This window comes from Bordetella genomosp. 8, assembly GCF_002119685.1.
Lineage (GTDB): Bacteria > Pseudomonadota > Gammaproteobacteria > Burkholderiales > Burkholderiaceae_B > Bordetella_C.
The window spans coordinates 875345-887910 of record NZ_CP021108.1; the positions used below are offsets into that span (position 1 = coordinate 875345).

14 protein-coding genes are annotated in these 12566 nt (G+C 66.3%); 5 read left to right on the plus strand and 9 right to left on the minus strand.

The window, feature by feature from the left end; all coding sequences use genetic code 11:
• The first annotated feature begins 38 nt into the window (after nucleotides 1-38).
• Nucleotides 39-1019 (plus strand): pirin family protein, encoded by a 981-nt coding sequence (locus tag CAL12_RS03940; RefSeq protein ID WP_086063289.1) that lies wholly within the window; start codon nucleotides 39-41, stop codon nucleotides 1017-1019.
• A 2-nt stretch (nucleotides 1020-1021) separates the two neighbouring features.
• Nucleotides 1022-2023: an alpha/beta hydrolase fold domain-containing protein gene (locus CAL12_RS03945; protein WP_086063290.1), complete on the plus strand. Its 1002-nt coding sequence runs from the start codon at nucleotides 1022-1024 to the stop codon at nucleotides 2021-2023.
• Between the two features lie 76 nt (nucleotides 2024-2099).
• On the opposite strand, the gene CAL12_RS03950 is transcribed toward CAL12_RS03945, so the two are convergent.
• From CAL12_RS03950 to CAL12_RS03960, 3 genes are all read right to left on the minus strand, one after another.
• On the minus strand, nucleotides 2100-3113 hold the full coding sequence (locus tag CAL12_RS03950) for a Bug family tripartite tricarboxylate transporter substrate binding protein (protein WP_086063291.1): 1014 nt from the start codon (nucleotides 3111-3113) through the stop codon (nucleotides 2100-2102).
• 78 nt (nucleotides 3114-3191) lie between these two features.
• On the minus strand, nucleotides 3192-3593 hold the full coding sequence (locus tag CAL12_RS03955) for a tautomerase family protein (protein WP_086063292.1): 402 nt from the start codon (nucleotides 3591-3593) through the stop codon (nucleotides 3192-3194).
• 45 nt (nucleotides 3594-3638) lie between these two features.
• The gene (locus CAL12_RS03960) at nucleotides 3639-4544 is read right to left on the minus strand and encodes an alpha/beta hydrolase (protein ID WP_086063293.1); all 906 of its coding nucleotides are present in this window, start codon (nucleotides 4542-4544) and stop codon (nucleotides 3639-3641) included.
• A 93-nt stretch (nucleotides 4545-4637) separates the two neighbouring features.
• Between CAL12_RS03960 and CAL12_RS03965 the strand changes: the two genes are divergently transcribed.
• From CAL12_RS03965 to CAL12_RS03975, 3 genes are all read left to right on the plus strand, one after another.
• On the plus strand, nucleotides 4638-5441 hold the full coding sequence (locus CAL12_RS03965; protein ID WP_086063294.1) for an alpha/beta fold hydrolase: 804 nt from the start codon (nucleotides 4638-4640) through the stop codon (nucleotides 5439-5441).
• Between the two features lie 50 nt (nucleotides 5442-5491).
• Nucleotides 5492-5962 carry a MarR family winged helix-turn-helix transcriptional regulator gene (locus tag CAL12_RS03970; protein ID WP_086063295.1) on the plus strand — a complete coding sequence of 157 codons (471 nt, stop codon included), beginning with the start codon at nucleotides 5492-5494 and terminating at the stop codon, nucleotides 5960-5962.
• A 133-nt stretch (nucleotides 5963-6095) separates the two neighbouring features.
• Nucleotides 6096-6524 carry a nuclear transport factor 2 family protein gene (locus tag CAL12_RS03975; RefSeq protein WP_086063296.1) on the plus strand — a complete coding sequence of 143 codons (429 nt, stop codon included), beginning with the start codon at nucleotides 6096-6098 and terminating at the stop codon, nucleotides 6522-6524.
• 19 nt (nucleotides 6525-6543) lie between these two features.
• Here the strand turns inward: CAL12_RS03975 and CAL12_RS03980 are convergent, their stop codons facing one another.
• The 6 genes from CAL12_RS03980 to CAL12_RS04005 are packed head-to-tail and all read right to left on the minus strand — an operon-like array spanning nucleotide 6544 to nucleotide 12561.
• The gene (locus CAL12_RS03980; protein WP_086063297.1) at nucleotides 6544-7428 is read right to left on the minus strand and encodes an ABC transporter permease; all 885 of its coding nucleotides are present in this window, start codon (nucleotides 7426-7428) and stop codon (nucleotides 6544-6546) included.
• 4 nt (nucleotides 7429-7432) lie between these two features.
• The gene (locus CAL12_RS03985; RefSeq protein ID WP_086063298.1) at nucleotides 7433-8365 is read right to left on the minus strand and encodes an ABC transporter permease; all 933 of its coding nucleotides are present in this window, start codon (nucleotides 8363-8365) and stop codon (nucleotides 7433-7435) included.
• Nucleotides 8362-9099: a glycerophosphodiester phosphodiesterase gene (locus CAL12_RS03990; protein WP_157792881.1), complete on the minus strand. Its 738-nt coding sequence runs from the start codon at nucleotides 9097-9099 to the stop codon at nucleotides 8362-8364. The genes CAL12_RS03985 and CAL12_RS03990 overlap by 4 nt, the downstream gene beginning before the upstream one ends.
• A complete protein-coding gene (locus CAL12_RS03995; RefSeq protein WP_420042751.1) occupies nucleotides 9092-10117 on the minus strand; it encodes an ABC transporter ATP-binding protein in 1026 nt (341 codons plus the stop codon). Before CAL12_RS03995 ends, CAL12_RS03990 begins: the two co-directional genes overlap by 8 nt.
• Nucleotides 10108-10935 carry an ATP-binding cassette domain-containing protein gene (locus tag CAL12_RS04000; RefSeq protein WP_198298374.1) on the minus strand — a complete coding sequence of 276 codons (828 nt, stop codon included), beginning with the start codon at nucleotides 10933-10935 and terminating at the stop codon, nucleotides 10108-10110. The genes CAL12_RS03995 and CAL12_RS04000 overlap by 10 nt, the downstream gene beginning before the upstream one ends.
• A complete protein-coding gene (locus CAL12_RS04005; protein WP_086063300.1) occupies nucleotides 10936-12561 on the minus strand; it encodes an ABC transporter substrate-binding protein in 1626 nt (541 codons plus the stop codon).
• Nucleotides 12562-12566: the final 5 nt, after the last annotated feature.

Here is a 12566-nt window from a genome sequence, read left to right on the forward strand (position 1 = left end):
CAATCGTTGCCAGGACAACAGTCTTGGAGCGATACCGCATGCGTGACACATCCACTACATCGACCACCGGCATGGCGAGCGAACGGCTGGGCGCCGTCGTCCGCGGCATGCCGCACCGGATAGGCACGGGTTTCAGCGCCTATCATTTCTCCGAGGAAATGTTCGGCGGCCGTATGGATCCGCTGTTGATGGTCGATCACTTCGTGATGACCGCACCCACTTTCGAGCCGCATCTGCATGCCGGGCTGTCGGCGGTCACGGCCTTGTTCGAGGATAGCCGCGGCAGCTTCCTGAACCGCGACACGCTGGGCCGGAACATTGCCCTGGGCGGCGGCGACCTGTACTGGCTGGCGGCGGCCAGCGGCGCGGTGCATGAAGAGCGTCCGGCGGACGGTGCCCGCGTGCATGCCCTGCAGATTTTCGTCAACCTGCCCGCCCGCCTGAAGGCCGCGCCGCCCCGCGCGCTGCACGTGCAGGCGCGGTCCGTGCCGGTACTGCAAGGCCCGGGCCATCGCGTCCGCGTCGTGCTGGGCCGCAGCGGCGACGCGGCGGGCGCGGATGGCACGCCTGAGGAAATGACCTTGCTCGACGGCTTCCTGTCGCCGGGAGGCGGCTACACGCATACCCTGCTGGAGGGGCGGCAGGCCTGGGTCTATGCGGTGTCCGGCGCGGTCGCGGTGCACTGCCATGGCGAGACGCGCATGCTGGATGCGGGCAGCGCGACCACGGTCGCCGCCGGCGCGCTGGCCGACGTCACGGTCGCGTCCAGGGAGGCGGCGCATTTCGTCCTCCTGGCCGGCGTCCCCATACGCGAGCGCTTCTACAAGTACGGACCGCTGGTGATGAGCTCCGCCGCGGAGGTGCGTCGCACGCTGGAGCGCTATGCGGAAGGCGGCTACGGCCAGATACCGGCGGACGTCCCGGCCGAAATGTCGGCCGGCGTACCGGCCGAGACTCGGGCGAAAACAACGGCCACATCGACGGCGACATCGGCGGCTACCGCGGAATCGGAGGGCTAGGGATGGCACACGCACACACCGGGCAGCCGAAGAACCGTACGGTCATCGTGCCCATCACGCCGGAAGAAATCAGCCGCGAAGCCGCGCTGCGGGAGCGGTTCGCGCGCTTCTGGGCCGAGACCAAGGGCGCGCCCAGGGACGTCTATGACGTCTTCATCGCCGCCACGCCCATGGCGTCCGGTGCCGCCTGCGAAGCCGTGGAAGAAGAGACTGTCCACGGCTGGTGGATACGCCCGCTGGACGGCGCGGCGCCGCCAGTAGGGCAGGGCTCGGCGATCCTGTACATCCACGGCGGCGGTTATGTGCAGGGCTCCGCCAAGGCCTATCGCGGCTTCGTCAGCCAACTCGTCGCCTTGACCGGCATCCCCGCGCTGGCCATCGATTATCCGCTGGCGCCGGAGGCCACCTTGCCCGCCGCCACATCCGCCGCGCTCGCCGCCTGGGATTGGCTGGTGGCGCGCGGCTGCGAACGGATCGCGATCGTCGGCGATTCGGCGGGTGGCGGGCTGACCTTGTCGACGCTGATCCAGTTGGCGGCCGGCACGGGCCAGGCCCATCGCGACGTCGCGGGTCATGACCACAAGGCCAGGCGCGAACCGCGTCCGGTTGCCGGCGTCGTGTTCTCGCCCTGGACCGATCTGGCTTTCACTGGCGCGTCGATGCGGGATCCCGCCGTGCAGGACCCCCTGATCGGCTTCGATTACCTGCGCGATTGCGCGCGCAAGTACCTGGGCGATGCGCAGCCGCGCGACCCGCTGGCTTCGCCGCTGCATGGCGACCTGCGCGGTCTTCCGCCCCTGCTGATCCAGGTCGGTACCGACGAGCGCCTGCTGGACGACTCCCGCCAGTTCGCCGAACGCGCCGCCGCAGCGGGCGCGCGGGTCGAACTCGAAATCTGGCAGGGCATGCATCACGTGTTCCAGCTGGACCTCGCGCACTTGGAAAGCAGCCGCACCGCGCTCGCGCATGCGGCGAATTTCCTGCGGGCGGGGTGCACTGGCTGACCGCGCGGCAGGCCCGATGCGCGCGCGTCCCGTCGACGTCGCGCGCCGGCTGGACGCTCGCGCCGCCAATACGCCGTTATTGCGGACTTAGCTTCATCGTGGCGGCCAGCCGCTGGTTGCGGGCCAGCTCGTCCTGGTAGAAGGTGTCCGCCTGCGCCAATGACATGGGCGTCATCGGGCGGTTGCCGGTATCCACGGACCACTTCTGATACTTCTCGCCATTCACCACGGACGAGATCGCCGCGTGCAGTTTCTCGACCACGGGCTGTGGCGTCTTGCTGTTCACGAATACGCCAGGCCACACCTTGTAGTCGAAATTCTTCAGCACTTTGCTTTCGCCAGCCGCGGGCACGTCGGGAAGCAGGTCGTTGCGTGTGTGCGTCGCCATGCCGACCGCTTTCAGGCGGCCGCTGCGTATCATGTCCAGTACCGATGAGACCAGGGGTATGAACGCGTAGTCCAGTCCCTTGCCGATCAAGTCCTGCACGATGGGCGATATTCCCTTGTAGGGAACGTCCAGCGACTGGACGCCGGCCTGCGCGCGGAAGTCGGCCGCGGCCAGGTGCGGTGTCGATCCGATCCCCCAATTACCGAACGAGTATTCGGGGGCGCCCGCGCCCTTCATGCGGTCTATCAATGCATCGATGCTGGCCGGGGCATCATCGCGCGCCGTCACCAGCACGAAATCGGAGAAGATCAGCGGATGGATCAGGCGCAGTTCGTCCGGCTTGTATCTGGCCGAAGCCGATACGATGGGATTCATCACCGCATCGTTGCCGGTCAGCACTACCAGGTAATGGCCGTCCGCGGGCTGCCGCAGGTACGTCAACGTGGCGACACTGCCGCCCGCGCCGCCCTGGTTTTCGATGACCACCGGTTTGCCCAGCACTTGCTGCAACTGCGCCGACAGCTGCCTGGCCGCCACGTCGGCGCCCCCGCCCGGCGGGTAGCCGACCTTGATGACGACATTCTGTGTCGGGAAAGTATCGGCTGTCGCGTTGGCCGTGGCCATGCACGCCCAGGCGAACAGGGCTGCCCGGCCAAGGCGGACCAGAAAGGACGCAAGCATCGTCGTTGCGGTGCGGGGCATGGAAGTCTCCTGATATTGTCGTTTTTGATGTGATCGCGGGACGCGCCGGCTGGTGCCGGCAGCCCGGGTACCACATCGTCACCACTTGGGGTCGATATCGGCCAGTTGCGCGATGCCCCGGCCGAAGGAAAAGTTCTCGTTGGGCACCGGCACGAATGCGATGAAGACGTCGTCGGGCGATACCGCCGCATCCGCTTCCAGCAGGCGCGTCATGGCCGCCATCAACTTGCGCTTGTCGGCGATCGGGCGGTGCGCGCCGATCAGTACCTCGATGATCATGGCGCCTTCCGTTCGCGCCATGTCCATGAAGGTGGGATGGATGAACAGTTCGTCGTCGCCGTGTTCGGAAATCACGATGAAGCGGTCTCCCTCGGGTATGCCCAGGCCTTGTACCAGCGACTGGTTCAGCGCGTTGCCGATCGCCATCTTGCGGTCGCGCGTGTAACGGCCCTTGGGGATATGCGCGTGGAATACGGGCATGGAAAAACCTCCGGTATGTGCGCCAGGGTCCGCCTGGCATCGGCGCTAGCGGGCCGCCAGGTGGTCGACGAACCATTCGACGGCCGCGCCGCTGGATAGCGAGAAATACTTGTCGTAGGGATCGAAATGCCCACCGGGCAGCAGCACCAGGCGTTTGGGCTGGAGCGCCCGTTCGTAGGCCTGCAACTCCAGGTCGGTCATGGTCAGGCGATCGTCCTGGGCGACGATCATCATCAGCGGCGTGGGAGAGACCCTGCCCACCCACAGGCCCGGCTCGTACATGCGCGCCGCGTGCGTGGATCGCAGCGTTACGGTATTGGACCAGCGTGCCTCGCACAGGTCGCGGGTGTAGAAAGCCACGGCATCCGGCGAACGGTAGGCGGCGGGCCGCGCGGGGTCGGCATCGACGATGGCCTGATAACGGGGCGCTTCGCCGCGATGCTGTGCCCTCAGGTCTTCGGTCAGCGTCTCCACGAAGGCCGGCGCAACGTCGGGGGAAACTCGCCGCCGTCCCTGCTCGAAGCCGCTGATGGTGGGCACCTGCGAGACCACGCAGCGCACTCGCCGGTCCGTCGCACCCAGCACCAACGCGTGGCCACCGCTGTAGCTGGTCCCCCAGATGCCCAGGCGCTGCGCATCCACCTCCGGACGTCTTTCCAGATAGGACAGCGCGCGTCGCCAATCGGCGATCTGCAGCCAGGGATCGATATCTTGCCGGGGCTCGCCGTCGCTCGCCCCGAAGCCGTGATGGTCGTGCACCAGCACCGCGAAGCCGGCGCGCGCGAAGGCCTGCGCATACGGTTCCAGGCCGTGCTCCCGGATCGCCGCATAGCCGTGGCACATGGATATGGCGGGGACCCGCGATTCTCCCGTGCCATCCGGCAGGAAATACCAGCCGCGTAGGGTCGCGCCGGATTCTCCGGTGAACTCGATTTCCTGTCTGGTCGGCATGTCGTACCCGCGTCGTGGACAATATGAGTATATGCGCATAATATTCATGTCACTGTGGGATGACAAGCCCTTTCGATAAAACGGAGCCGAGACATGAACACGCACGTCGATCACGCGTCGCCGCGATCGCAAGCCGCCTCCCCGGCGGCATACCCGATACGCACCGTGGTATTCATTCATGGATTCCTGGATAGCGGCGCGTCCTGGCAGCCACTTGCGCGGGCCTTGGCTCCCTATGGCCTAGCGTGCCTGGCGCCGGACCTACGCGGAGCCGGAGAGCGCGCCGATCAGGACGGGCCTTATACGCTGGCGCAGGCGGTCGACGATGTGCTTGACGTGCTGCGCGAACCTGTCGCGGCAGGTGGGGTCGCGCTGGTCGGCCACAGCATGGGCGCGCAGATCGCGGAACTGGCGGCACTGCGGTCGCCTCGATCCGTCTCGGCGCTTGTCCTGATCACGCCGACACCCTTGGAAGGCAATGTATTGCCAGACGAGGTGCGCGCCATGCTGCGGGAGTCGGGCGGCGACGTCGCCGCCCAACGCGGCATCAGGAAAGCCTTCTCGCGGAATCTTCCCGATCAGCTGCTGGACGCCAGCCTGGATCCCCGGCGCATGATGGGCGTGGCGGCGGTGCGCGGTTATTACGACGCCTTCACCGGAGGGGATCGCGCGGGCAAGCATGCTGGCCAGTATGCCGGTCCTACCCTGATCCTGGGCGCCGTGGAGGACCCGGTGATTCCACCCGACATGGTGGAGCGCATACGTTCCACGCGGCACCCGCGCGCCGAGCTCGCCTTTATCGAGGGCAGCGGACATTGGCCCCAACTGGAGCAAGCGGCGAGCACCGCCGCGCATCTGGTGCGGTTCCTGCAGCCGGGGGCTCCGACTGGAAAATAGGAGTAGATGAGCGTATATTCCAGGCATGCCACGACACGAAGGAGCAAGGCATGCCCACGCTCGATGAGGAGCTCACGGTCAATATCGACGGTCTGTGCAACCTGACGGCCGTGCGCCGCGCGTCGCGCTACCTGACCGCTGTCTACGATCAGGCGCTCAGCCCGGCTGGATTGCGTATCACCCAGTTCTCCATCCTGTACCAGTTGGCGAAAAACGGCCCGATGCCGATCGGCGAACTGGCCGCCAAGCTGGCGATGGACCGCACCACGCTGTCGACCAATCTGAAGCTCCTTCAGCGTGACGGCCTGATCGACATGGCCGCGGGCGAAGACCGCCGTGCCAAGCTTGCCGTCATTACGAAAGCGGGCAAGTCACGCTACAAGCAGGCGTTTCCCTTGTGGTCCGATGTCCAGTCGCGCTTCGAGTCGAGCTACGGCGCCAAGCGTGCGCAGGATCTGCGCAAGGCCTTGGGCTTCGTCCTGCAAAGCGGATTCGAGCCCTGGGCGGAGAACGCCGCCTAGCGGCGCAGCCCAAGTCACGCCGTCGACCGGCGGCACCATGCGGGTTCGCACCCGCTTTCTTTTCCGCATATACGAGTATATGCTCATATATACCGACGACAACCACACCGGATAGTGACCGAGGAGACACGAAATGACCGATGCAGAATTGCTCGCCGCATGCACAAAGGCTTTTACCGGGTTCGACAGGAACGACAGGGCGGACCTGGTCGCCGCCCTGGCCGATGACGTCGTATTCGAGTTTTCCGACTCGTTGCCCTACGGCGGCACCTACCACGGAAAGAAAGAATTCCTGGCGTTCTGGAAGCACGTCAACAGTGAATATGAGTACTTCAACTATGACGCGCGCGCCGTGCTTCACGTCGAGGACTACATCATCGTTCCGGTGATTGCCCGCGCGAAGTCCAACGCGGGCCATTCGATGGAAAACGAACACTGCTTCCTGTTCCGCGTGAAGGACGGCAAGATCGTGTACGGCCGCATCTACGCCGATACGGCACGGGGCCGTGACGTGCTGGAAGGCCGGGAACCCCGCCGTTACCCCAAATTGCTGCTGGATTGAGGTCGGCGGCGCGTGAACGCTATCGCGCGTCGCGCAGCGCGGGATCGAGCCGGTCGCGTATCCAGTCGCCGACGATGGAAATGGACATCGTCGTCAGGAAGATGACGGTGCCGGGCAGGATGGCGATCCACCAGGCCGTGGTCAGGAAGGCGCGGCCGGATCCCAGCATCTGTCCCAGGCTGGTCAGCGGCGGCCGTATGCCCAGGCCCAGGAAGCTGAGCGAGGTTTCAAGCAGGATCACCTGCGGGAAGTTCAGCGTGAATTGCACGATCAACACGCTCAGGATATTGGGCAGGATGTGTCGGGAATAGATGTGCCAGGGCGGGGCGCCGAGTGCCTTCACGGCCGTGGCGTAGCCCTGGTTGTTGGCGGCGATGACCACGCCGCGCGTCAGGCGGGCGAACACTTCCCAGCCGTAGAAGCCCATGATCACGATGAACAGCGTGAAGCTGCCGCCGAACACGGCGATCAGCGCGAGCGCGATCAGGATGAAGGGCAGCGATGCCTGGACGTCCGTCAGCATCATGATGGTTTCTTCCACCACGCCGCGGAAATGCGCCGCCAGGAAACCGAGCGTGGTGCCGACGGCCGCGCCGATCGCCGTGCCGCCCAGCGCCACCAGGACGCTGAAGCGGATGGCATAGAGCAGGCGGCTGAGTATGTCTCGGCCCAGTTCGTCGGTGCCCAGCAGATGGGCGCTGGTGCCGCCCAGGAACACGGGTGGCGCCAGGCGCAGGCGCAGCGCCTGGGTGCGATAGTCGTAAGGCGCCAGTATGTCGGCCAGGCAGGCCACCGTCAGCAGCAGGACGATGAAGGCGATCGACAGGACCACCAGCGCCGGGTAGCGCTTTTCGGCGGCGACGCCGGCGGCCTTGTTGCGGCGCCAGGGCAGTGCGGACAGCATATTCCTAGCCCTCCTTGCGCGCGGCGCGCATGCGTGGGTCCAGCAGGGTGTAGATGAAATCCACCGCCAGGTTGGTCAACACCATCGTGACCGCGGTCAGGATCAGGATGGCCTGTACGACGGCGAAATCCCGGGACGTGACCGAGCCGACCAGCAACCGCCCGACGCCGGGCCAGCCGAACACGGTTTCGACGATGATCGAACCCGCGACCAGGTCGCCCAGCTTCAGGCCGGCGATGGTGACGATGGGAATCGCGGCGTTGGGCAGCGCATGCCAGACCACCCGCCGCAGGCGCGGGACACCCTTGGCGCGGGCCGCAACCATGTATTGGCGGTTGAGTACTTCCAGCATCGCCGAGCGGGTGAAGCGCGCGAACACGCCGGCGAAATGGGTGCCCAGGGTCAGGGCGGGCAGGATCAGATGCCACAGGGTGTCCGCGCCGGCGCTGGGCAGCAGGCGCAGATGCAGCGAGAACAGCAGGATCAGCAGGATGCCCAGGAAAAAGTTGGGCAGGCTGAAGCCCAGCACGGCGAAGCTCATGACGAAGCGGTCCACCGGGCGGTTGCGGTTCAGCGCCGCGACGATACCCAGCGCCAGGCCCAATGCCAGCCCGAAGCCGAACGCGGTCAGGCCCAGGCGCAGCGTATAGGGCAGCGCCGCGGCGATCAATTGCGTGGCGGGCGTCTGGTCGGACAGGGACAGGCCGAAATCGCCGTGCGCCAGGTTGCCCAGGTACGACAGATATTGTTGCCACAGCGGCTTGTCCAGCCCGAACTTCTCACGGTACTGCTGCACCACCTCGGGCGACGCCTGGTCGCCCACCAGGGCTTCCAGCGGGTCGCCAGACAGGTTCAGCGCGACGAAGGTGAAGGTGACGACGATCCACACCGTCAACAGCCCGCGCAGCAGCTTGCGCGTCAGCAGGCGGCCGTTCATGGGGCGTCCGGCACGCTGGGTGCCGCCGTGGATCCGGTCATCAGCACGGGATCGTTCAACAGGACGCCGCGCGGCCGCAATGCCAGGATGCGCGCCAGGCGCTCCGGCGTGGTGTCGCCGACTTCGCAGGGCGTGTGCTTGCCGCCCAGCGTGATCCACGTCGGCTTGTCGCGGAGCACGTCGATCGCCGCGGGATCATCGACCTGTCCTTCCCATACGCGGAAGGCGCGGGCGCCGGCACGTTCGAACTCATCGGCGCGCGTGTAATCCGGCAGGAAGGCCAGCAGGCAGGTGTCGGGCAGCAGCCTGCGCGCCAGATCCATCTGGCCGGCGTCGCGTACGCCTATCCAGACCCTGGCGGCCGCGCCGCAGGCACGTATATCGCGGGCTATCGCCTCGATGATGTCCAGATCCTGGGTCTTTACGTCGATCAGGACCGGCCGCAGCGGGGCGATGTCGGTCAAGGTGCGCGGCAGGGGCGAAAGACGTTCGCCGCCCGCGAGCGCCACCGCCCGCAGTTCATCCGCCGTCATGTCCGCGATGGCCCGTGGATCGCCCGCGATGCGTGACAGCGTGGCGTCGTGGCAGGCGAAGACGCAGCCGTCACGGGACAGGCGGGCGTCGCTTTCGACGATGTCGGCACCGATCTCGATGGCGCCGCGATACGCTGACTGCGTGTTTTCCACGTAGCGCGATGAGTAGCCGCGATGGGCGATGACCAGGGGTTTATGCATGCTGGGCACTTATCTGTTCCGCGAAATGGCAGCGCACCGTATGGCCGTCCTCCAAAGGACGCAACGCCGGCATTTCCCGCGCGCAGCGCGGCTGCGCGTAGGGGCAGCGGGTATGGAAACGGCAGCCGTCGGGCGGCTGGGCGGGACTGGGCGGGTCGCCCTGCAGGACGATGCGCGGCTTGTCCGGCGCCGTGCCCTCCGTACGCTGCAAGGTGGCCGAGATGTCGGGGATGGCCGACAGCAGTGCCTGGGTGTAGGGATGCAGCGGCCGCTCGTAGAGCGCGTCGGTGGGGCCTTCTTCCACGATCTGGCCCAGGTACATCACCGCGACGCGGTGCGACAGGCGCCTGACCACCCGCAGGTCGTGCGAAATGAACAGGTAGGCGATGCCGTGGTCATGCTGCAGTTTTTCCAGCAGGGCGATCACCGTGGCTTGCACGGATACGTCCAGCGCCGAGACGGGCTCGTCGCAGACGATCAGGCTGGGCTTGAGCGCCAGCGCCCGCGCGATCACCACGCGCTGCGCCTGGCCGCCGCTGATCTGATGCGGGTAGCGGTCGCGCAGGGCGTAAGGCAGCGAGACCGCGTTCATCAGGGCGTCCACCGCGGCGTCGCGTTCGCCGGCCGGGCCGATCCCGTGGAGGTCCAGGGGCTCGCGTATCTGCCTGGCGATGGGCAGCCGCGGATCCAGCGCCGCCAGCGGATTCTGGAAGATGATCTGCACTTCGCGCCGCTTGATCCGCCATTGCGCGTCGTTCAAGGCCGCCAGGTCCTGGCCCTTGAAACGGATGGCGCCGCGCGTCGGGCGGTCCAGGCCCACGATCATGCGGCCGGTGGTGGACTTGCCGCAGCCGCTTTCGCCGACCAGGCCCAGCGTTTCGCCGGTACGTACGTGAAAGGACACGTCTTCCACGGCCTGTATGGCGCGGCCGCCACGACCCGTCAGCGAGCGCGAGGCGCCGAAGTAGCGGCGCAGTTCATGGACTTCGAGCAGGGGTGCGCGCGCCGTCATGCCCATTCCTCGCGCCACTGGTAAACCGGCGCCCGGGTATCCAGGCGCGGCATGGCGGCCAGCAGTTCGCGCGTGTAGGCCGCGCGCGGTTCGGTGAATAGACGCGCGGCGGGCGCGGTCTCGACCACGCGTCCGTGGCGCATGACCAGCACATCGTCGGCCATTTCGGCGACCACGCCCAGGTCGTGGGTGATGAACAGGATGGCCATGCCCAGCTCGGCCTTCAGCCGGTTCAAAAGATCCAGTATCTGGGCCTGGATGGTGACGTCCAGGGCCGTGGTCGGCTCGTCGGCGATCAGCAATCTGGGGCCGCAGGCCAGCGCCATCGCGATCATCACGCGTTGCGCCATGCCGCCGGAAAACTGGTGCACGTACGAGGCCAGGCGCTGCCGCGGTTCCGGAATGCCCACCATGCGCAGCAGCTCGACGGCGCGCGTCGCCCGCCGGGCACGGTCCAGCGGCGTATGCAGGGCCAGCGTTTCATCCAGCAGCTTGCCCACCGTGTGGACCGGATTCAGCGAGCCCAGCGGGTCCTGGAACACCATGCCGATGCCGCTGCCGCGCACCTGTCGCAGTTCGCCTTCGGACAGCGTGGCCAGGTCGCGGCCCTGGAACAGGATGCTTCCGGCGGTGCGGCGGCCGTTGCGGGCCAACAGGCCCAGGATGGCCTGGCAGGTAATGCTCTTGCCACTGCCGCTTTCGCCGACGATGCACAGCGTGCGGCCCTGCGCGACGTCGAAGCTGACGTCATGCAGGACGTCGGCATAGCCTGCCGCGGTGCGGAAGCCCACGCGCAGGCCTTGCACGGATAACAGGGTGTCCAATTACTTCGGCCCGAACGAGAGGTTGTCGGGACGGAAGTCCATGTAGTACTGCGAGTACGGTTCCCACCGCACCGTCTTCTTCATGGCGTACCCGGTCGCCGGGTTGTACAGCATGGTCATCGGCATATCGTCCTCGAAGATGTCCAGGACCTTCTGGTATGTGGCACGCCGCTGGGCCAGGTCTGCCTGCGTGTAGAGCGACTGCGAAAGCGTGTTGAATTCCGGCGTCGGCGTGTAGACCTTGGACGACTTCTGCACTTCGGAATTGGCTCCCCAGAGGATCAGCAGCGAGCCGGTGGGATCCGGAATGCGGTAGGTGTTCGACCAGGCGTACATCTGGATGCCGGGCTTGCGCACGTCCTTGAAGCTGTCGACGAAGTCGATGCGCACGTTGATGCCCACCGCCCGCCACATCTCCTGCATGATCTGCGCGGCTTCGACGTTGTAGAGGTAGTAGTTGGGGATCAGGCGGTAGGAGATCTCCTGGCCCTTGTAGCGGCTTTGCTTCAGCAGCTTTTTCGCCTGCTCGGGATCGTATTGGTAGCCCACGCGATTCTTGTCGTACAGGTTGCCGAAGCTGGGCAGCTGGTAGCCGTTGGGCGCATAGCTGCGGCCTTTCCACAGCGCGTCGATCAGGGCCTTGCGATCGATGGCCAGGCTCAGCGCGTGACGCAGGTTCTTGTCGGACAGCAGCGGATCGTTGGTGTTGAAGACGACGACGTGGCTGTTCTCCATCGCGACCGTCTTCAGCGTCAGGTCCTTGTACGCGGACAGGCTTTGCCACTGGTCTGGCGGGATCTCGGCGGCGATGTCGTACTCGCCGGAAACCAGGCCGGCGATGCGCGCGGCGACTTCGGGCACGGACTTGAAGGTGACGGTCTTGGCGGCCGGCTTGCCTTCGTAGTACTTGTCGAAGGCCTGCAGCGTGATGTGGTCGTTCTTCTGGTAGCTGGCGAACTTGTACGGTCCGGTCCCCACGGGATTGAAGCGCAGCGCCTTGGCGGCTTCGTCCATCCATACCTTGGCGGGCACGCCGTCCTTGCGGTACTTGTTCCAGGCTTCGTCGCAGATCACGAAGGACATGTAGCTGGACAGCCGCTGGTCCAGGGAAGCATCGTGTTCCGCGGTGGTGAAGCGCACCGTCATGTCATCCAGCTTTTCGACTTTCTTCAAGGTGCCGAAGTAGGCCGGGCCTTCGGCGTAGTAGGCATCCGGGCCCCACAGGCGCTCGGCGGAAAACGTCGCCAGGACGTCGTCGGCATTGAAGGGGCTGCCGTCATGGCAAACGACGCCGGCGCGCAGCTTGACGTCGAAGGTGGTGGGCGTGGTCCAGGCCCAGCTCGTCGCCAGGCCGGGCTGCAGCCGGGCGCCGCCGTTGGCCTCGGGGTGGTCGAAGTCGCGGCGGATCAGCGTGTCGTAGATGGAGTAATAGGCGCGCACGTCGACCGTGCCGTTCCCCGCCGCGGGATCCAGCGTGCGAGCCAGTTCGTTGACGGCGACGGTCAGGCTGGGGCGCGTGTCGGCGGCGGATTGCGCCTGCGCGACGCCCAAGGCTTCCGTGGCCATGCCGATGACCGGCAGGCATAGCAGCACGCCCTTGGCGGCGTACCGGTTCAGTTTGATCATGTTGT

Excerpts from the sequence above, each read along its gene's own strand:
- CAL12_RS03940 (WP_086063289.1), top strand. The coding sequence starts at position 39 with ATGCGTGACACATCCACTACATCGACCACCGGCATGGCGAGCGAACGG.
- CAL12_RS03945 (WP_086063290.1), top strand. The coding sequence starts at position 1,022 with ATGGCACACGCACACACCGGGCAGCCGAAGAACCGTACGGTCATCGTG.
- CAL12_RS03950 (WP_086063291.1), bottom strand. The coding sequence starts at position 3,113 with ATGCCCCGCACCGCAACGACGATGCTTGCGTCCTTTCTGGTCCGCCTT.
- CAL12_RS03955 (WP_086063292.1), bottom strand. The coding sequence starts at position 3,593 with ATGCCCGTATTCCACGCGCATATCCCCAAGGGCCGTTACACGCGCGAC.
- CAL12_RS03960 (WP_086063293.1), bottom strand. The coding sequence starts at position 4,544 with ATGCCGACCAGACAGGAAATCGAGTTCACCGGAGAATCCGGCGCGACC.
- CAL12_RS03965 (WP_086063294.1), top strand. The coding sequence starts at position 4,638 with ATGAACACGCACGTCGATCACGCGTCGCCGCGATCGCAAGCCGCCTCC.
- CAL12_RS03970 (WP_086063295.1), top strand. The coding sequence starts at position 5,492 with ATGCCCACGCTCGATGAGGAGCTCACGGTCAATATCGACGGTCTGTGC.
- CAL12_RS03975 (WP_086063296.1), top strand. The coding sequence starts at position 6,096 with ATGACCGATGCAGAATTGCTCGCCGCATGCACAAAGGCTTTTACCGGG.
- CAL12_RS03980 (WP_086063297.1), bottom strand. The coding sequence starts at position 7,428 with ATGCTGTCCGCACTGCCCTGGCGCCGCAACAAGGCCGCCGGCGTCGCC.
- CAL12_RS03985 (WP_086063298.1), bottom strand. The coding sequence starts at position 8,365 with ATGAACGGCCGCCTGCTGACGCGCAAGCTGCTGCGCGGGCTGTTGACG.
- CAL12_RS03990 (WP_157792881.1), bottom strand. The coding sequence starts at position 9,099 with ATGCATAAACCCCTGGTCATCGCCCATCGCGGCTACTCATCGCGCTAC.
- CAL12_RS03995 (WP_420042751.1), bottom strand. The coding sequence starts at position 10,117 with ATGGGCATGACGGCGCGCGCACCCCTGCTCGAAGTCCATGAACTGCGC.
- CAL12_RS04005 (WP_086063300.1), bottom strand. The coding sequence starts at position 12,561 with ATGATCAAACTGAACCGGTACGCCGCCAAGGGCGTGCTGCTATGCCTG.